Annotated in this window: 18 protein-coding genes; 11 read left to right on the forward strand and 7 right to left on the reverse strand. The window is 72.3% G+C overall.

From position 1 onward, the window contains the following. The first annotated feature begins 61 nt into the window (after positions 1–61). From hutU to ACFFBG_RS03645, 6 genes are all read left to right on the forward strand, one after another. Positions 62–1,720, forward strand: a complete 1,659-nt coding sequence (gene hutU, locus ACFFBG_RS03620; protein WP_375475667.1) for a urocanate hydratase — start codon at positions 62–64, stop codon at positions 1,718–1,720. After that, positions 1,717–2,898, forward strand: a complete 1,182-nt coding sequence (locus ACFFBG_RS03625) for an allantoate amidohydrolase (RefSeq protein WP_375475669.1) — start codon at positions 1,717–1,719, stop codon at positions 2,896–2,898. Before hutU ends, ACFFBG_RS03625 begins: the two co-directional genes overlap by 4 nt. Continuing rightward, positions 2,895–4,202 (forward strand): formimidoylglutamate deiminase, encoded by a 1,308-nt coding sequence (locus ACFFBG_RS03630; RefSeq protein ID WP_375475671.1) that lies wholly within the window; start codon positions 2,895–2,897, stop codon positions 4,200–4,202. Before ACFFBG_RS03625 ends, ACFFBG_RS03630 begins: the two co-directional genes overlap by 4 nt. Then, positions 4,199–5,392 (forward strand): imidazolonepropionase, encoded by a 1,194-nt coding sequence (gene hutI, locus ACFFBG_RS03635; RefSeq protein WP_375475673.1) that lies wholly within the window; start codon positions 4,199–4,201, stop codon positions 5,390–5,392. The genes ACFFBG_RS03630 and hutI overlap by 4 nt, the downstream gene beginning before the upstream one ends. Positions 5,393–5,495: 103 nt before the next feature. Then, positions 5,496–6,341, forward strand: a complete 846-nt coding sequence (locus tag ACFFBG_RS03640; protein WP_375475675.1) for a phosphatase PAP2 family protein — start codon at positions 5,496–5,498, stop codon at positions 6,339–6,341. A gap of 78 nt (positions 6,342–6,419) precedes the next feature. Further along, positions 6,420–6,821, forward strand: a complete 402-nt coding sequence (locus ACFFBG_RS03645; protein WP_375475677.1) for an ATP-binding protein — start codon at positions 6,420–6,422, stop codon at positions 6,819–6,821. Between the two features lie 61 nt (positions 6,822–6,882). On the opposite strand, the gene ACFFBG_RS03650 is transcribed toward ACFFBG_RS03645, so the two are convergent. The 3 genes from ACFFBG_RS03650 to ACFFBG_RS03660 are packed head-to-tail and all read right to left on the reverse strand — an operon-like array spanning position 6,883 to position 11,721. Further along, the gene (locus tag ACFFBG_RS03650) at positions 6,883–9,840 is read right to left on the reverse strand and encodes an AAA family ATPase (protein WP_375475679.1); all 2,958 of its coding nucleotides are present in this window, start codon (positions 9,838–9,840) and stop codon (positions 6,883–6,885) included. A 52-nt stretch (positions 9,841–9,892) separates the two neighbouring features. Continuing rightward, positions 9,893–10,804, reverse strand: coding sequence for a carbohydrate kinase family protein (locus ACFFBG_RS03655; RefSeq protein WP_375475681.1), 912 nt, complete (start codon positions 10,802–10,804; stop codon positions 9,893–9,895). After that, positions 10,801–11,721 (reverse strand): pseudouridine-5'-phosphate glycosidase, encoded by a 921-nt coding sequence (locus tag ACFFBG_RS03660; RefSeq protein ID WP_375475683.1) that lies wholly within the window; start codon positions 11,719–11,721, stop codon positions 10,801–10,803. Before ACFFBG_RS03660 ends, ACFFBG_RS03655 begins: the two co-directional genes overlap by 4 nt. 86 nt (positions 11,722–11,807) lie before the next feature. Between ACFFBG_RS03660 and ACFFBG_RS03665 the strand changes: the two genes are divergently transcribed. Next, on the forward strand, positions 11,808–12,206 hold the full coding sequence (locus tag ACFFBG_RS03665; RefSeq protein ID WP_375475685.1) for a VOC family protein: 399 nt from the start codon (positions 11,808–11,810) through the stop codon (positions 12,204–12,206). A 16-nt stretch (positions 12,207–12,222) separates the two neighbouring features. On the opposite strand, the gene ACFFBG_RS03670 is transcribed toward ACFFBG_RS03665, so the two are convergent. Together ACFFBG_RS03670 and ACFFBG_RS03675 are read right to left on the reverse strand one after the other, a co-directional pair. Continuing rightward, entirely contained in the window at positions 12,223–12,510 is a 288-nt protein-coding gene (locus tag ACFFBG_RS03670; protein WP_375475687.1) for an antibiotic biosynthesis monooxygenase family protein, read from the reverse strand. Between the two features lie 57 nt (positions 12,511–12,567). After that, positions 12,568–13,080: a hypothetical protein gene (locus ACFFBG_RS03675; RefSeq protein WP_375475689.1), complete on the reverse strand. Its 513-nt coding sequence runs from the start codon at positions 13,078–13,080 to the stop codon at positions 12,568–12,570. Here ACFFBG_RS03675 and ACFFBG_RS03680 point away from each other — a divergent pair. After that, positions 13,073–13,639: a L,D-transpeptidase gene (locus tag ACFFBG_RS03680; protein WP_375475691.1), complete on the forward strand. Its 567-nt coding sequence runs from the start codon at positions 13,073–13,075 to the stop codon at positions 13,637–13,639. The genes ACFFBG_RS03675 and ACFFBG_RS03680 overlap by 8 nt on opposite strands. Before the next feature lie 186 nt (positions 13,640–13,825). Beyond that, entirely contained in the window at positions 13,826–14,566 is a 741-nt protein-coding gene (locus ACFFBG_RS03685; RefSeq protein ID WP_375475693.1) for a L,D-transpeptidase, read from the forward strand. Positions 14,567–14,929: 363 nt separating this feature from the next. On the opposite strand, the gene ACFFBG_RS03690 is transcribed toward ACFFBG_RS03685, so the two are convergent. After that, positions 14,930–15,775: a DNA-3-methyladenine glycosylase family protein gene (locus ACFFBG_RS03690; protein WP_375475694.1), complete on the reverse strand. Its 846-nt coding sequence runs from the start codon at positions 15,773–15,775 to the stop codon at positions 14,930–14,932. Positions 15,776–15,956: 181 nt separating this feature from the next. On the opposite strand from ACFFBG_RS03690, the gene ACFFBG_RS03695 reads away from it, so the two are divergent. Both ACFFBG_RS03695 and ACFFBG_RS03700 read left to right on the forward strand, forming a co-directional pair. Continuing rightward, positions 15,957–16,421, forward strand: coding sequence for an Rrf2 family transcriptional regulator (locus ACFFBG_RS03695; RefSeq protein WP_375475696.1), 465 nt, complete (start codon positions 15,957–15,959; stop codon positions 16,419–16,421). A gap of 12 nt (positions 16,422–16,433) precedes the next feature. Then, complete coding sequence (locus ACFFBG_RS03700; RefSeq protein WP_375475698.1) at positions 16,434–17,060, forward strand: MSMEG_1061 family FMN-dependent PPOX-type flavoprotein; 627 nt, start codon at positions 16,434–16,436, stop codon at positions 17,058–17,060. A 95-nt stretch (positions 17,061–17,155) separates the two neighbouring features. Here the strand turns inward: ACFFBG_RS03700 and ACFFBG_RS03705 are convergent, their stop codons facing one another. Then, on the reverse strand, positions 17,156–17,428 hold the full coding sequence (locus ACFFBG_RS03705) for a hypothetical protein (protein WP_375475700.1): 273 nt from the start codon (positions 17,426–17,428) through the stop codon (positions 17,156–17,158). Between the last annotated feature and the right edge of the window lie 268 nt (positions 17,429–17,696).

Raw genomic sequence — 17,696 nt, forward strand, 5'->3', positions numbered from 1 at the left:
CCGCGGGGGGTCCGGCTGGTGTGGAATGGGCCGACGTGATCACCCGGCAGTGGAGGTAGGCATGGACGGCGCACGACCGGTTCGCGCGGCGCGCGGCACGACCCTGACCGCGCGCAGCTGGCAGACCGAGGCGCCGATGCGCATGCTGATGAACAACCTCGACCCGGAGGTCGCCGAGCGCCCCGACGATTTGGTCGTCTACGGCGGCACCGGCCGCGCCGCGCGCAACTGGGCGAGCTACGACGCGCTCGTCCGCACGCTGACCACGCTGCAGCAGGACGAGACGATGCTCGTCCAGTCGGGCAAGCCGGTCGGCGTCATGCGCACCCACGAGTGGGCGCCGCGGGTGCTGATCGCGAACTCGAACCTCGTGCCCGACTGGGCCAACTGGGAGGAGTTCCGCCGGCTGGAGAGCGCGGGGTTGACGATGTACGGCCAGATGACGGCCGGCTCGTGGATCTACATCGGCACGCAGGGCATCCTGCAGGGCACCTACGAGACCTTCGCCGCGGTGGCCGCCAAGAAGTTCGGCGGCACGCTCGCCGGCACGATCACGCTCACCGCCGGCCTTGGCGGCATGGGCGGCGCGCAGCCGCTCGCCGTCACGATGAACGGCGGCGTGGCGATCTGCGTCGAGTGCGACGCCACGCGCATCCAGCGGCGCATCGACCACGGCTACCTGGACGTCCAGGCGAAGGACCGCGACGACGCGTTGCGCCTGGCCGAGCAGGCCAAAGCCGAACGCCGCCCGCTGTCCATCGGCCTGCTCGGTAACGCCGCCTCGATCGTGCCGCAGCTGCTCGCCAACGACGCGGCGATCGACATCGTCACCGACCAGACCTCGGCGCACGACCCGCTTTCCTACCTGCCGATCGGCGTGGAGTTCGACGACTGGCACGACTACGCCCAACGCAAGCCCGAGGAGTTCACCGGCCGCGCCCAGGCGTCGATGGCCCGGCACGTCGAGGCGATGGTCGGGTTCCTTGACAAGGGCGCGGAAGTCTTCGACTACGGCAACTCGATCCGCGGCGAAGCGCGCACCGCCGGCCTCTCTCGCGCCTTCGACTTCCCGGGCTTCGTGCCGGCCTACATCCGCCCGCTGTTCTGCGAGGGCAAGGGCCCGTTCCGGTGGGCGGCGCTGTCCGGCGACCCGAAGGACATCGCCCGCACCGACCGGGCGGTCCTCGAGCTGTTCCCGGAGAACGAGTCGTTGGCGCGCTGGATCAAGATGGCGCAGGACAAGGTCCACTTCCAGGGCCTGCCGGCGCGCATCTGCTGGCTCGGCTACGGCGAGCGGGACAAGGCGGGCGTCGCCTTCAACGACCTCGTCGCCAAGGGCGAGATCAGTGCCCCGCTCGTCATTGGCCGCGACCACCTGGACTGCGGCTCGGTCGCCTCGCCCTACCGGGAGACCGAGGCGATGGCCGACGGCTCGGACGCGATCGCCGACTGGCCGCTGCTGAACGCGATGGTCAACGTCGCCAGCGGCGCGTCCTGGGTGTCGATCCACCACGGCGGCGGCGTCGGCATCGGCCGCTCGATCCACGCCGGCCAGGTCTGCGTCGCCGACGGCACCGCGCTTGCCGGCCAGAAGATCGAGCGGGTGCTGACCAACGACCCAGGCATGGGCGTCATCCGGCACGTCGACGCGGGCTACGACCGCGCGGAGGACGTCGCGGCCCAACGGGACGTCCGGGTGCCGATGAGCGAGAGCGCGTGACGGCTTTCGACACGATGTGGGCCGAGCTCGAGCCCATCGGACGCGCGGCGGACACGGGCGGTTACCGCCGCTACGCCTGGACGCGCGAGGACGCCGCGCTCCGCGAGTGGTTTTCGAGCACTGCGGCGGACCGCGGGCTGACGGTCACGCTGGACCGTGCCGGCAACCAATGGGCGTGGCAGGGCGATCCGGACGTCGAATCCGGGCTGGTGCTCGGATCGCACCTTGACTCCGTTCCGGACGGGGGCGCGTTCGACGGCCCGCTCGGGGTCGTCTCCGCTTTCGCCGCTTTGGACGCTCTGCGCGAGGACGGCTTCACGCCGTCCAAACCAATCGGCGTCGTGAACTTCGGCGACGAAGAGGGCGCTCGGTTCGGCGTCGCCTGCGCCGGCTCGCGGGTGTTGACCGGCGCGTTGACCGCCGACCGGGCGCTCGGGCTCACCGACGCCGACGGACGGACGTTGGCCGACGCGCTGACCGCCGCCGGACGCAATCCCGCAGACCTCGGCCCGGACCCGGAAGCCGTCCGGCGGGTCGGGCAATTCGTCGAGTTGCACGTGGAACAGGGCCGCGGCCTGGTCGACCTCGCGCACCCGATCGCGGTGGCGAGCGCGATCCGCCCGCACGGCCGCTGGCGGATCGAGCTGCCCGGCGAGGCCAACCACGCGGGCACGACCCTGCTGGCCGACCGGCGCGACGCGATGGTCGCGCTGGCGAACCTGGTGCTGACTGCCCGCGGGGTCGCCGAGCACGTCGGCGGGGTCGCGACGGTCGGCAAGGTCCGGGTGCAGCCGAACGGCGTGAACGCGATCGCCTCGTCGGTCACCGCCTGGCTGGACGCGCGCGCCGCGACCGAGGAACAGACCCGCGCCGTCGTCGCCGGCGTCCAGCGGGTGGTCGCCGAGCTCGGCGGCACGCTGCACGAGGAGTCGTGGAGCGGCGCAACGACATTTCCGCAGCCAGAACAGCTGGCCGGCATCCTGGGCGGGGCGCCGATCCTGGACACCGGCGCCGGTCACGACGCCGGCATCCTCGCCGCGGCGGGCGTTCCGGCCGGGATGCTTTTCGTGCGCAACCCGACCGGCGTCTCGCACTCGCCTGCGGAGTTCGCAGATCGCGCGGACTGCCTCGCCGGGGTGGACGCGCTGGCCATGGTCGTGGAACGGCTCGCCACATGAGCTCCTGGTTTGCCGATTACGCGCTGTTACCAGATGGGCTCGCCCGGGACGTGCGGTTCGACGTCATAGCAGGACGACTACGGAGCGTCACCGCAGATTCGAACGCCGACGACGCGGAACGGTTACCGGGAGTAGTTGTTCCAGGTTTGGCGAACTGCCACAGCCATGCGTTCCACCGCGCCTTGCGCGGACGCACCCACGCGGCGGGCGGCACGTTCTGGACCTGGCGAGAGCAGATGTACGCCGTCGCGGCCCGGCTCGATCCGGACCGCTACCTCGACCTCGCGCGCGCCGCCTTCGCCGAGATGGCGCTTGCCGGCGTGACGACGGTGGGGGAGTTCCACTACCTGCACCACGGGCCGGGGGGGCAGCCGTATGTCGACCCGAACGCGATGGCGGAGGCGCTGCGGCACGCCGCGGCAGACGCCGGCGTCCGGCTCACGCTGCTGGACGCCTGCTACTTGATCGGCGGACTCGACGCCAACGGCCCGCGGCCGCTCGACGACACGCAACGCCGCTTCGCCGACCTCGACGTCGACGCGTGGGCGGCCCGCGTGGGCGGACTCGCCGAGTCGCCGGGGATGCGCGTCGGCGTCGCCGTGCACTCGATCCGCGCCGTGCCGCGCGCGGCGCTGCCGACGATCCGCGTGGCGGCAGACGGCCGGCCGCTGCACGTCCACCTGTCCGAACAGCCGGCGGAGAACGCCGCAAGCCTGGCCTGTTACGGCGCGACGCCCGCCGCCGTGCTCGATGACGCCGGGCTGCTCGGGCCGCGCACGACCGCGGTGCACGCCACGCACCTCACCACGGAGGACGTCGGCCTGCTCGGCAGCACGTCGACTACCTGCTGTATCTGTCCGACTACTGAGCGTGATTTAGCTGACGGCATCGGCCCGGCCCGCGCGCTCGCGGACGCCGGCGCCCCGCTCTCGCTGGGCAGCGACCAGCATGCGGTCGTCGATCTCTTCGAGGACGCTCGGGGATTGGAAATGCACGAACGTCTGACAACGCAGCGTCGCGGCCGGTTCACACCCGCCGAACTCTTGGCGGCCGCGACCCGACACGACAGCCTCGGCTGGCCGGACGCCGGAAGGCTCGCGCCCGGCGCTCGCGCCGACCTGGTGGCCGTGCGGCTGGACACCGTCCGGACGGCGGGCTGCGACCCCGCGCAGGTCCTCTACGCGGCGACTGCGGCCGACGTCGACACCGTGGTGGTCGACGGCGAGCCGGTCGTCCGGGCCGGCCGGCACCGACTCGGCGACGTCGGCCGGCTGCTCGCCGACGCGATCGGCGCGCTGCGATGAGCACCGTGCGCACCCCCGCCACGACCACACTCGTCACCGGCATCGCCGAGCTGGTCACCAACGACCCGACGCTCGACGGCTCGCCGCTCGGCCTGCTGGCCGATGCCGCCGTGGTCGTCGCCGACGACGTGATCGTCTGGGTCGGCCCGGCCGCCTCGGCCCCGGCCGCCGACGACCGGCACGACGTCGGCGGCTGTGCGGTGCTGCCGGGTTTCGTCGACAGCCACACCCACCTCGTCTTCGCCGGCGACCGGGCTGCGGAGTTCGCCGCCCGGCTTGCCGGCGCGCGGTACGACGGCGGGGGCATCGCCAGCACGGTCGCCGCCACCCGGGCCGCGGGCGACGCCGAGCTGCGCCGACTGGTCGCCCTGCGGATCGCCGAGGCGCGCCGGCAGGGCACCACGACCGTCGAGGTGAAGAGCGGTTACGGCCTGACTGTCGGCGACGAGCGGCGCGCGCTGCAGATCGCGGCGGAGCTGACGGCTGAGACCACCTTCCTCGGCGGGCACGTGGTGCCGCCGGGCAGCGACCGGGACGAGTACGTACGGCTCGTCGCCGGCGAGATGCTCGACGCGTGCGCGCCGCACGCCCGCTGGATCGACGTCTTCTGCGAACCGGCGAGCCCGCACGCCTTCGACGGCGACGAGGCGCGCGCGATCCTGCTCGCCGGCCGTGCTCGCGGGCTCGGCCTGCGGGTGCACGGCAACCAGCTGTCCGCCGGCCCAGGCGTCCAGCTCGCCGTGGACCTCGGCGCGGCGAGCGTCGACCACTGCACCTACCTGGCCGACGCCGACATCGACGCGCTGGCCGGCGCGGACACCGTCGCGACTCTGTTGCCGGCCGTCGAGTTCTCCACCCGCTCGCCCTATCCGGACGCCCGCCGGCTGCTGGCCGCCGGCGTCCACGTCACGCTCGCCACCGACTGCAACCCGGGGACGAGCTACACCTCGGCGATGCCGTTCGTGATCGCGCTGGCGGTCCGGGAGATGGGCATGACGCCGGGGGAGGCCGTGCATGCCGCCACCGCCGGCGGCGCCGCGGCGCTGCGCCGAAGCGACATCGGCCGGGTTGTCGTGGGCGCGCGCGCCGACTTGGCGGTCCTTGACGCGCCCAGCCATCTGCACCTGGCCTACCGGCCCGGCGTCCCGCTCGCCCGCACCCTCGAGCTGCCCCGCCGCGGCCGCACCTGACGGATTCACCCGACGAACCCAGCTGCGCCGGCAGCAGGCGCAGGCGGACGGCCAGCTGCAGTTCCTCAGCCGCGCGCGCTGGCCGCTGGCCTAAATTGGCGACGTGCAGACCGTCTCGCTGTCGTGGCAGCACAGCGGCGAACTCGCCGCCGGGCTGGCCGTCGTCGGCTCGGCGCTCGCGCTCGCCCGCGACCGCCGGTTGCGGGCGGCCGGCGCGTTTGCCCGCGAAACCGCCGTGATCGCGGTGCTGTACGGGCTGTGGCAACTGGCTGGCGACCTGTCGACCGTCAACGTCGACGGCGCCTTTCGGCGCGGGCGTTGGATCGCGCGATTCGAGCACGACGTGTTCCTGCCGTCCGAACACGGCGTGCAGCGGTTGATCCTCGGACACCCGCTGATCGTGCAAGGCGTCAACCTCTACTACGACACCATGCACTTCACGATGATGTTCGTCTTCCTCATCTGGCTGTTCGTCCGGCATCGCGACCGGTACCGGCCGGTGCGCCAGGTGATGGCGTGGACGACGCTCGCCTGCCTGGTCGTGCAACTGGTGCCCGTCTCGCCGCCGCGCCTGACGTCCGGCCTCGGCATCGTCGACACCGCCATGGCGTACGGCCAGTCGGTGTACGCCGAAGGCTCGCCGTTCGACCAGCTGTCGGCGATGCCGTCGGTGCACGTGGCGTGGGCCGTGCTCGTCGGCTGGTACACCTGGCGCATCGCCGAGAGCCGGTGGCGCTGGCTCGGGCCGGCGCACTCGGCGATGACGGTGTTCGTCGTCGTGTCGACCGGCAATCACTGGTGGCTGGACGGCATCGTCGCCACGGCGTTGCTCGCTGCCTGCGCCTGGGGCGTCGCCGGCGCCCGCGCAGCTTGGCGCCTCGCCGTCCAACGTTGGGGCGAACGCACCACTGTTGATCACGATCTGGTAGGCATTGCGCACGCAGAGTAAACGACTTCTCCGCTGTTGCGGCCGATCCGGGCCCAAAGTCCCGTGACAACCGCGGCGTCGGCGCCGATTAAAGATGACGTGAACGGTGGGCTGCGCGCGGACGCCGGTGAAGCGATCACCCGGCCATGCGTGCCGGAGAGCGTGGCGGCGCTGCGCAGCTGGGTCGTCGACCGGCTCGCGGTGCGGGCGCCCGCCGCTTCGTCCGGCTTGGTCGAGGACGTGCGGCTGATTGTCAGCGAATTGGCGACCAACGCCGTCCGAGCCGGCGGCAGTCTCGTGACAGCGCGCCTCGAGATCGGCCTCGACGCAATCGTCGTCGGCGTGGAGGACGACGCGCCCGGGAGGCCGCACCGACGCGAAGCCGCGCACACCGACGTCGCCGGTCGCGGCCTGGCCATCGTCAGCGTGCTTGCCGAGGAATGGGGTGTGCGGTCCACCGCGCAAGGCAAGCTGGTCTGGGCGTCGGTGGCCCGCCGCTGAGCTGACAGCCGGTCAGCCGACCGTCAGCGGGTTCAGCCGACCGTCAGCAGTCAGCCGACCGTCAGCGGTCAGCGTCGGTCACACCCGCGCTACCCGTCATGCCTCGCGCGACCGCGGCCGCCTCGCCGCGGCTGCGCACGCCCAGCTTGGCCATGATGTTCGACACGTGCACGCTGGCCGTCTTCGCGGTGATGTACAGCTGGGCCGCGATCTGCCGGTTGCTCCGGCCTTGGACGACGAGGGCGAGCACGTCCCGCTCGCGGTCGGTCAGCGCGCCGAGGCCGCCGCGCGCCTGCCGGCCGTCCTTGCCGGCGGCCGAGTCGCGGCCGCCGGCCAGCGCGGCGAGTTCCGCGACGAGCGGCCCAGCGCCCATCGAGCGGGCCGCGGGCAGCGCGAGGCGTGCCTGCTCGGCCGCCTCGCCGGGCCGGCCGACCGCGCGCAGCACCGCGGCGAGCCGCGCGCGAGAGGTGGTCACCTGGCGGAGGTTGCCGTAGTCGAACAGCTCGACCGAACGTCGCCAGAGGCCCACGAGCTCCTCAGCCGGCGGCGGGTCGACGCCGGTCAGCCAGCGCAGCCGGGCCTGCTCGGCGTCGAGGCGCTGCAACCACGCCAGCCCTTCTGGGCCGAGCTGCCGCCCGGGTGGCACCGCCCGCTCCACCGTCGTGCGCGCGTCCTGCGCGTACCGGGCGCCGGTGGCGGCGAGCTGTGCGTGATCAGCCGCCGACGCGTGTGCCGCAGCGGTGTTCAGCACCGCCAGCAGCCGGGCGGACAGCTCTACCCGCACCAGGTTCCACTCGGTCAGCCAGATCCGGGTGAGGACGGCCACGAGGTCGTCGAGCACCCGCCGGGCGGCCTCGACGTCACCTGTCTGCTCGTAGACCTCGAGCGCGGCCATCACCGAATACAGCGCGATACGACCCTCGCGCACCCAGTAGGGCCGCAGCGCGAGCGCGAGGTCGGCGGCTGCGAGGTCTCCGCGGCCGGCCCGCACCTGCAGATCGACGGACTCGAGCACCGCCGCGGCCAGCTCCGGCGGACGGTCGCCCTCGTGCCGCACCGCCGCTCGGGCGGCGTCCCAGTCGCCGCTGGTGTAGTGCACGAGGCCCGACATCGACCGGGCGACCACCGCGAAGGCCTCCCACGGCCGGCCCAGCTCGGCGGCGCGCCGCACGATCCAGTCGAAGTCCTCCAGCGCGGCCGGCAGGTCGCCGGTGTCGTGCCGCTGACTGGCCAGGCTGAAGCGGCTGCGCATCTCCGTGCCGTGGTCGCCGGCCGCCCGGGCCCGCGCGGCGACCTCCTCGAGCAACCGCGCCGCCTCGTCCCGGTCGCCGACGAGCCGCTCGAACATCGCCAGCGTCATCTCTGCCTCGGCGACGACGGCTGGATCGCCGACGACCCGCGCGACGCGCAGCGCTTCGCGGGCTAACCGCTCGCCGTCGACCTCCATGCCCATCATCCGCACGACCCGCGAGCGCTGCGCCAGCATCAGCGCGAGCAGCCGGGTGGGCGGCTCGCTGGGCGTCAGGCGCACCGCCTCGGCGCTCTCGGCGAGGGTGTCTTGATCGATCTCGCCGCTCAGCGTGGCGCGAACGGCCCCGTACAACAGCTTCGCGCGCACCAGGTCGGGCGCGTCGGGCGGCAGCGTCCGGATGGCCGCCCGGGCGAGGTCGAGGCCCCGCTGCCAGCGGCCGGCGCCTTCAGCGGCCTCAACGATGGCGAGCACGAGGTCTGCCGGGTCGGCAGGCGCCACGCCGGCCCGCGGCGCGAGTTCGTAGGCGAGCTCGTAATGCTGCAGCGCGTCCTGCGGCGCGGCAAGCGCCATCGCCTCGTCGCCGGCCGCGACGCTCGCCTCGTAGGCGGTGACGAGGTCGTGCGAGGCGAAGGCGTGTCTGGCCAGCTCGGCGCGGCTGCGCTCGACATCCTGGCGGAGCAGCGCGGCGTACGCGGTGTGCAGCCGCACCCGCTCGCCGGGCAGCAGATCGTCGTACACAGCCTCGGCCAGCAGCGCGTGCCGGAACGTGTAAGCCAGGCCGCTCGACGTGGTCTCCAACACGTGCGCGTCGATCGCGTCGCGCAGCGCGGCGTCCAACCGCTCCGGCGCGAGCCCGACGACCTCGGCGAGCATCGCGTGTGACACCCGCCGGCCGCCGACGGACGCCACCCGCACAACCGCCCGCGCGTCGTCGGACAACCGGTCGAGGCGCACGAGCAGCAGGTCGGCCAGCTGCCACGGCAGCTGCTGGGCGTCGGTGTACTGCTCGGTCGCGGCGACGAGCTCTTCGACGAAGAAGGCGTTGCCGTCTGCCCGGCTGACGATGCTGGCGACGTCGACCTCAGCCAGCGGCCCGGCGCGCAGCAGCCCGACGAGTTGCCGAACGTCGTCCGCAGGCAGTCGGTCCAGCTGAATTCTGGTCACACGTGGTAATCGACTCCACTCCGCGAGCACTCTGCGTAACGGATGCCGACGGTGCAGATCGTCCGCGCGGAAGCTCGCGATCACCGCGAGCCGCTCCCCGCCGAGCCGGGTGAGCAGGAACCCAAGGAGGTCGCGGGTCGCCTGGTCGGCCCAGTGCAGGTCTTCGATCAGCAACAGCACAGGCGTGCGCCGGGCCAGCGCCGCCAGCGCGCCGAGGACCGACTCGAACAACGTGCCGCGCTCGACCCGGCCGTCAGACTCGGCCCCGCCTCGGCCGGGCAGCAGCCGGCCGATCGCCGGCTGCTCCGCGGCGAGCTCGGCGACGAGCTCCGGATCGGTCGACTGCAAGCGAGCGAACGCCTCGCCGAACGGCAGGTACGGCGGCGGAGCGTCGCCGAGATCGACGCAGTGGCCGATCAGCGTGCAGAACCCGCGCTCGGCGGCGGCGTCGGTGAGCTCGCGCAGCAGCCTGGTCTTGCCGACGCCGGCGTCACCGCCCACGACGACCGCGCCCGCGTCGCCGCGCGCGGCCGTGTCGAGCACGGCGACCAGCTGGGCGAGTTCGGCGGCGCGGCCGACGAGCGCCGTGCGCGGACGTGTCACGTCACCATATTGACGGCTGGCGCCGACACCGAGCGCGACGCTGGGCCGAGGATCAGCGGTCCGGCTGTGCTGCCGGCTGCGCCGCCGCCGGTTGTGCCACCGGCGATGGCCGGGCGCCGAGCTGCGCGACCGCGCGCGCCGCGAGGGCCGCGGCGGCCTTGAGGCAATCGCCGACCTCGCCGACGGCGGCCAGGAAGCCCGCGGCGAAGGCGTCGCCGGCGCCCGTCGTGTCGACGACGTCCGCAGGCGCCGCGGGCGCCGACCACACGCCGGCGCCGTCGGACCAGACCGCGCCCGCCGCCCCGCGCTTGACGACCGCCAGCCCGCTGCGCGCCGCGAGCGCCTGCGCCGCCGCGGCCGCCTCTGCCCTGCCGGTCAGCGTCAGCGCCTCGTCGAGGTTGGCCAATAGCAGCACGTCTGGACCGACCCAGTCGAGGAACGCGGCGGCGCCCGCCTCGGCCAACGGCGCGGCAGAGGCAGCGTCCACCGCGATCGACCAGCGCCGCTCCCGGGCGTGCGACAGCGCCGCGAGCGCGAACGGCCGAGCCCCAGAGTTCAACAGCGAATAACCGGATAAGTACAGCCAGTCACCATCGGGTGGCAGCAGCGCGGTGTCCGCAGCAGCGCCGTTCGCGCCCGCAGACGGGATCATCGTGCGCTCACCGTCGGGGTCCACGAGCACCACGCAGGCGCCAGTGGGCCGATCGGGATCGACCTCGACCGACGTCCGCACGCCAGCCGCGCGCAATGCCGCGACGGCCTCCGCGCCGGCCGGATCGGTGCCGACTCGGCCGACGAACGTCGCGTCCCCGCCCGCTTCGACTACCCAGGCGGCGACGTTCGCGGCCGCCCCGCCGCCCTGGAACGTCACCGGCGCGGGAGTGTCCGACCCGGGCGCCAGCGGCCCCGGCAGCCGCACGAGGACGTCGACCATCAGGTCGCCGACGCACACGACCCGGGTCACGCGCGGGCCGCAGCCACCTGCGCGGCGACCTCCGCCGCCACCTGCGCGGCAAGCCGGGCGTTGGCCAGCACGAGCGCGACATTGGTGGCGAGCGACGCGCCGTGCGTCTTCCGGTGAAAAAACTCCAGCAGGAACGGCGTGACGTCCTTGCCGCGGACCCCGGCAGTCTCGGCGGCGGCCAGGCCGGCCCGCAGTGTGCTGTCGTGCAGGTCGGCGTCCAGCTCGTCGGCGGCGTCCACCGGATTGGCGATGACGAGTCCATACCCGGCGCTGCCGAGCCGGTCCTGCGCGCGGAGCACGGCGGCAATCTCGGCGGGGGAGTCCACCGTCCAGTGCACAGCGTGTCCGGAGTCGCGGCGGTAGAAGCCCGGGAAGCGGTCGGTCCGGTAGCCGAGCACACCGATGTTCAGCGTCTCGAGCCGCTCCAGCGTCGCGCCGATGTCCAGGATCGACTTCACCCCGGCGCACACGACAGCCACCGATGTCCGGGACAGCGTCGTGAGGTCAGCCGACTCGTCCCAGGAGTCTCGCGCGCCGCGGTGGACGCCGCCGAGGCCGCCGGTCGCGAACAGCCGGATCCCGGCGGCGGCGGCGAGGTGCGCCGTCGAGGCGACGGTCGTCGCGCCCACGCCCCCGCGCGCCGCAAGCACCGCGATGTCGCGCACGCTGACCTTCGCGACGGCGGGATCGCCGGCGACCCGGGCGAGCGCGTCGTCGTCCAGACCGATCCGGGCATGGCCGTCGACGACCGCGATCGTGGCCGGCACCGCGCCGCCGTCGCGGACCGCCTGCTCGATCTCGCGCGCGACGCGCAGGTTGTCCGGCCGGGGGAGGCCGTGGCTGATGATCGTGCTCTCCAGCGCCACGACGGGCTGCCCGGCGGCGAGCGCGTCGGCGACTTCCGGCTGCACGAGCACGGTCGTCTCCTGTCTGGCGGGGAGCTGTCTGGCGGGGATCTGGATGGACGCTATCGGCGCTGGCGCGTCGCCCTACGCTCGGACGCATGCTGACGGCGCTGGATCATGTGACGTTGACCGCGGCCGACTTCGCGCAGGCTGCCGCGTTCTACGACGCCGCGCTCGGCGCGCTGGACCTCACTCGGGTGGCCGAGCTCGTCGACGAGGAGGAGAGCGGCGCCGAGGTGGAGGCCGCCGCGTGGGGCCCTTGGGGCGGGTCGGCCATGATCTGGCTGATCCGCGGACCGACACCGACGCTCGGCCTGCACATCCAGCTGCGCGCCGCGTCCAGAGCTCAGGTCGAGACCTTCTTCGCCGCGGCGACCACCGCCGGGGGCACAGCGCATGCCGAGCCGCGCCGCTGGACGCCGTACCGACGGGGGGAATACGCCGCCACCGTCAGCGACCCGGCGGGGAACCTGATCGAGGTCGTCGGCGCGGAGTGAGCAAGCCCCGTTGGGGTCAGACGTCGGCGAAGTGCTCGACACGCGGCGGGCTCGCGAAGTGCGGGCCGATCGCCGCGCGCCACTGCTCGAACAGGTCGGTGTTGCGGAAGTTCTGCACGTGCGCCTCGATCGACTCCCACTCGACGAGCAGGACGAACCGCGATGGCGACTCGACGCCGCGGGTTATCCGCACCGATTGGCAGCCGGACACGCCGGCCAGGATGTGCCGGGCCGACCGGTAGGCGGCGACGAAGTCGTCTTCCGCGCCGGGCTTGACGTCGATATCTGCGATCTCGAGAACCATGGCGGCAGTCTGGCAGGTCGGCCATGCTCTGGGCGGGTAGATGCTTCGTCCCATCCGTCACAACTGGCACACTGACCACATGAGTGTTCGACGTGCGCTCTCCACCGCCGTCGTGACGGCTGCGGTCGGCGGGTGCGTGGTCGTCGCCATCGGGATGAGCCAGGCCGCGAGCAGGAGACCGGCGGCGGATTCGGCCGGCCGCCCGTCGGCGGCGACGCCCACCTCGCGTCCGGCGTATCTGGCGCCGCGGCCCACCGCCGGCTCGACGTCCATCGCGACGACAACGCCCGCGTCTGCTTCGCCGCCCGCTGCGACGATTTCCGCGCCCCGATCGGGCGGGACGATCCGGCCGACCACCACGCCGGCTGCGCCGTCGTCCACGCGACCGAGCGGCTCGCTGGCGGCCGCGCCCAAGATTGCTGCGACGACGTCCGCCGCGCCACGTGCCGCAGCCAAGCCCGCGCCCAAGCGCACCGCCGCGCCGACGGCGCCGAAGCCGGCCAACCAGACTGCCCGCGGCAGCACACTGCCGTTGCGGTACCCGACGGGTGGCGCAACGCGGGTGCTCACGGTCGTCGCGCGCTCGGCCGGCAGCACCACCGCGAAACTGCAGGCCTGGACGAAGACCGGCGCCGGCCGCTGGAAGAAGCACGGCGGCGCGGTCACCGCGCACGTCGGCGCCGACGGCCTGAGCGCGCACCCGAGCGAGACGCGGTCGGCGACGCCGATCGGCAGCTTCACCCTCACGGACGCCTTCGGCCGAGATGCTGATCCGGGCACCGCGCTGCCATACCTGCGGACCCGGCCGAGCGACTGGTGGATCAGCCAGCCGGGGCGGCTCTACAACACCCACCAGCGTTGCTCGTCCGGGTGCGCGTTCCGCCGCGGCGATCCGAACGAGCACCTCTACTACGAGACGCCGTATTACGACTACGCGGTGGTGATCGACTACAACACCCGCAACGCGCCGGGCGGCGTCCATCAGGGGAGGGGCAGCGCTTTCTTCCTGCACGTCACCGACGGCACGCCGACTGCCGGGTGCGTCGCGATCGCGCGGACGAAGCTGATCAGCCTGCTGCGCTGGCTGACCCCGAAGGCGCACCCGCGCATCCTGATCGGGGTGACGTGACACCCTGACGGGGTGCGACATCGAACCGCCCGCGGCGCTTGCGTCAAGGTCGTTGGCGCTGGCGTCAGAGTCGTCGGCGTCGCGGTGGTTGCCGCTTTGACCGCATGTTCAGCGAGCCCGTCGAGCCCGTCGGCGTCGAGCCCGTCGGCGTCGAGCGCGACGACAACCGCGCCGCGGGCGACGTCCATGGCGCGCACCGCGGCCGGCGGCCCGTCCACGGCGCGCGGCTCGTCGTCGGCTGCCTCCCCGTCGCCCGCGTCGCCATCCCATTCGGCGCGCCAATCACCCTCGCCGCCGGCGTCCAGCACCGCGGGCCGGGCGACGGCGCTGCCGCTGCGGTTCGGCACCGGCAACGCCAGCCAGGTGATCACCGTGACGGCCGCGTCCACCGTCAGCACGACCGCGACCTTGCAATCCTGGCGACGCTCCGCAGGGCAGTGGCGCACGGTGGGTCCGGCCGTCGAGGCGTGGCTCGGCAGCGACGGCCTCAGCCGGCACCCCAGCGAGAGCCGAACCGCGACCCCGATCGGCAGCTTCACCCTCACCCAGGCGTTCGGGCACGACGCCGACCCGGGCACAGCGATCCCGTACACCCGCACGACGCCCGACGACTGGTGGATCAGCCAGTCCGGCTCGCTCTACAACACCCGCCAACGCTGCGCGTCCGGCTGCGACTTCACCCGCGGCGATCCGAACGAGCACCTCTACTACGAAACGCCCTATTACGATTTCGCTCTGGTGATCGATTACAACACCCGCAACGCGCCCGGGGGAGTGCGACAGGGGGCCGGTAGCGCGTTCTTCTTGCATGTCACCGTCGGACAACCGACCCAGGGTTGCGTGTCGATCGCCAAGAGCCAGCTGGTGCGGCTGCTGCGCTGGCTGCGGCCGGCTGATCATCCGCGCATTCTGCTCGGCGTCCGATGACGCTGCGCGGTCGCGCGCGGCGGGTACGGGTTGGTCGTAATCGACGCGGCACACAGGGGAGTGGTGGGCACTTTTCGCGGCACGTTCGTTCGAAAGGTTCACACGTTCGATAACTACACAGCGTAGTTATCGAATAACTCCGAAAGCGTTCGAATAGTCTGCCGGAGCGCAGGGGAGTGGCGTTCGACTTCTGGCTTGGCGCTCCGCGCGAGTCCACAGGCGGCGAGCGGCATCGTCGGCCGCCGCTCAGCCGGTCGGCCGCCGAGGTGACGTCGTCGACGTTATCCAAGAGTGCGCTGTCCCGAAACGAGGCGATCGAGGCGGCCACTCCTCCGACCGCCCGGCGCCCGACCGCCCGGCACCTCAGGTTCGCTGCTCACGCAGCGCTCGCAGGAGGACGGCTGCCCAGGTGCGAAATGGCCGCCAGGCTTCGGCGATGACGTCGAGCGACTGGTCGGGGCCGTAACGCTGGGCCACTTCGGCTGCGAGCCGGCGTTCGTTGCGCGGCAGCGCGTCAGGCGAGTTCGCGCCCCGAAGCACGATGAGTTCGGCGGCGAACGGTCCGATTCCCTTGATCGACTGAAGGTCGTTGACGCTGCGCTCGGGGTCGGCCGCGTGCAGGGCGGCGCCGTCGAGTCGACCTTCGAGCGCCGCCTCGGCGACGGCCTGGAGGTATTCGGCTTTGCGGCCGGGGAGGTCGAGGTCGAGCCGGCGCAGCCGGCCCGGTGCAGGGAAAGCCCCGCCATCGCCGTGGTCAGCGACGAGTTGTTCGCGAAGTTTCGCGGCCTGGACGATCCGGACGCGCTGGGAGAGCACCGACCAGGCCGCCGCTTCGTACGGCGAGTGGAACCCGCATGGGCGTAACCCGGGCAGCCGCTGTTGGGCGTCGGCGATGACGGTGTCGCGGTCCGCGACCTCCGGCCACGCCCGCGCGTCGATGTCCAGCGACAGGAAGCGCCCGACCTGCGCTGCCGCGGCGTCGAGGTCGCCGTCGCCTTGGACGGTGATCGTCGCGGTGTGCCCGTGCTGGGTGACTTCGGCTGTGGCCGCTGACCAGTCGGCGTCGACCCGGAACACGGTGCGCAGGGCGGGGTCGTCATCGCGCGGGCTTTGCGGCAGGGCGGCGGGGGTGAAGCCTTCCCAGAACTGGCGGCTGGTCTTCAGCGACCACGGTCCGAGCACGGTGATCTTGACTGTGTGGCCGGTCATCGGCTCTGTCCCTTTCGCGACGGCGGGTGCTGCGGCGTGGCTGGCCAAGTCGTGGATGGTGACCGCCTCACCGTCAGTACCTTGACACAGCCAGTGTGTCAGAATCTCCTAAATGCAACTTCTCTGACTACGAATAGGCGCAGCGATCGTTGCCGCGCTGGCGGTGCGGCAACATGGACGCGTGCCCGCGCCGACGAACACCCAATTCGCGGTGGCCGTGCACGTCCTCGTCTACCTGGCTGACGCCGATCCCGGCACGTTGGTCAACTCCGACGAGCTGTCGCGCAGCGCCAACGCCAACCCGGTGTACGTGCGTCGGGTGCTGGGGCCGTTGCGCGAGGCGGGGATCGTCCGTTCCCGGCCCGGTGTCGGCGGCGGCTGGGAGTTGGCGCGCGCCGCGGGCTCGGTCGCGCTCGATGAGGTCTGGTCGGTCGTGAACGGCGACGATCCGGTGCTGGGCCTGCATGGCCCGAACCCGAGCTGCCCGATCGGCCGTGGCGTCCAACGAGCGCTCACCGACCTCGACCGGCAGGCGGAGCGAGCGCTGCGCGACGTGCTGGGGCAGCGCACGGTGGGCGATGTGCTGGCCGCCACCTCGGTGCGTCCGCGTCGCGGCGCGCGCCGGACCGACGGACGAAGGGCTTAGAGTGTCGTCGCGATGACGTGGTCCGAAGTCACCGACGAGACGCAGCTGCGCGAGATCCTCGGCGTGCCCGCACAGGCGGCGCTCGCCAAGGAGCGCAGCGGGCTGCACGAGCTCGATCGCAAGTGGCTCGCGGCGTCGCCGTTCTGCCTGATCGCGACGTCGGCCGCGGACGGCACCTGCGACGTGTCGCCCAAGGGGGACCCGGCGGGGTTCACCGTCGTTCTGGACGAACGCACCATTGCGCTGCCGGAGCGCGCCGGCAACCGGCGGGCCGACGGCTTCGTCAACGTGCTGAGCAACCCGCACGTCGGGTTGATCTACTTCCTGCCTGGCCGCGGGGACACGCTGCGGATCAACGGCCGAGCCCGACTGCTGCGCGACGCGCCGTTCTTCGACGACATGGTCGTCCGCGGCCACCGGCCGGCGCTGGCGTTGCTTGTCGAGATCGAGCAGGTTTTCCATCACTGCTCGAAGGCGTTCCTGCGCTCCAAGCTGTGGGAGCCGGACACCTGGCGGCCGGGCGCAATGGACCGGCGGGCGGTCATTGCGCACGCGCTGGAGCGCCAGGACCAGACGCTCGAACAGGTCGAGGCGCACTACGGCCCGTCCTACGCCGACGGTCTGTATCCGAGGACATGACGACGCTCGCGCCGCACATCGCCGATAACGCGCATTATGTCAACTTGGCTTTGTGTCGGCTCAGCAGACACAGTAGTGACGGTTACCTAGATCAGTCATGCTCTGAGGTTCAGCCGCGAGTTGACCGTGGCCGGTGTTTCCGCAAGTCCGGCGGCGAGCAGCTTGCGATCTGCGCTTACCAGCGAAACGCCGAGCGCAGCCCGCGCAGGAACGTTGCGGACCTCGTAGATCGCCAGATCCAGCACGTGCGCGTCGAGGTCGCCATGAATGTGCGCACCGCGAATCGCTCGAGCCTCAGCGAGCTCGCTCTCCCCCGCGTCGTGGAACCACTTGATCAACACCGATGTGTCGATGAGCAGGCGCGTCACCGACGAGCGTCACGATCGGACCGGACGAGGTCCGCCGACTCGAAACTGCCGGCGTCGCGGAAGCGACGCTCGGATTGTTCGATCGCCGCGGCAAGGTCAGCGGGGTCTTGACGCGCTAGCTCACGTCGAGCTGCGCCAGGAGGTCATCAGGCAGCGACACCATGCCTTCGACATCCATCGATAATAACCTGCGGTATTGCCGGCAGTATGGCTTTCGTCCCGAATCGAGGCAGCGAAAACAGTGCAGGCCACGTCCGCGCCTCTCCCC

Source organism: uncultured Jatrophihabitans sp. (genome assembly GCF_964251945.1).
Taxonomy (GTDB): domain Bacteria; phylum Actinomycetota; class Actinomycetes; order Mycobacteriales; family Jatrophihabitantaceae; genus Jatrophihabitans.

Excerpts from the sequence above, each read along its gene's own strand:
- hutU (WP_375475667.1), top strand. The coding sequence starts at position 62 with ATGGACGGCGCACGACCGGTTCGCGCGGCGCGCGGCACGACCCTGACC.
- ACFFBG_RS03630 (WP_375475671.1), top strand. The coding sequence starts at position 2,895 with ATGAGCTCCTGGTTTGCCGATTACGCGCTGTTACCAGATGGGCTCGCC.
- hutI (WP_375475673.1), top strand. The coding sequence starts at position 4,199 with ATGAGCACCGTGCGCACCCCCGCCACGACCACACTCGTCACCGGCATC.
- ACFFBG_RS03665 (WP_375475685.1), top strand. The coding sequence starts at position 11,808 with ATGCTGACGGCGCTGGATCATGTGACGTTGACCGCGGCCGACTTCGCG.
- ACFFBG_RS03670 (WP_375475687.1), bottom strand. The coding sequence starts at position 12,510 with ATGGTTCTCGAGATCGCAGATATCGACGTCAAGCCCGGCGCGGAAGAC.
- ACFFBG_RS03685 (WP_375475693.1), top strand. The coding sequence starts at position 13,826 with ATGGCGCGCACCGCGGCCGGCGGCCCGTCCACGGCGCGCGGCTCGTCG.
- ACFFBG_RS03690 (WP_375475694.1), bottom strand. The coding sequence starts at position 15,775 with ATGACCGGCCACACAGTCAAGATCACCGTGCTCGGACCGTGGTCGCTG.
- ACFFBG_RS03700 (WP_375475698.1), top strand. The coding sequence starts at position 16,434 with ATGACGTGGTCCGAAGTCACCGACGAGACGCAGCTGCGCGAGATCCTC.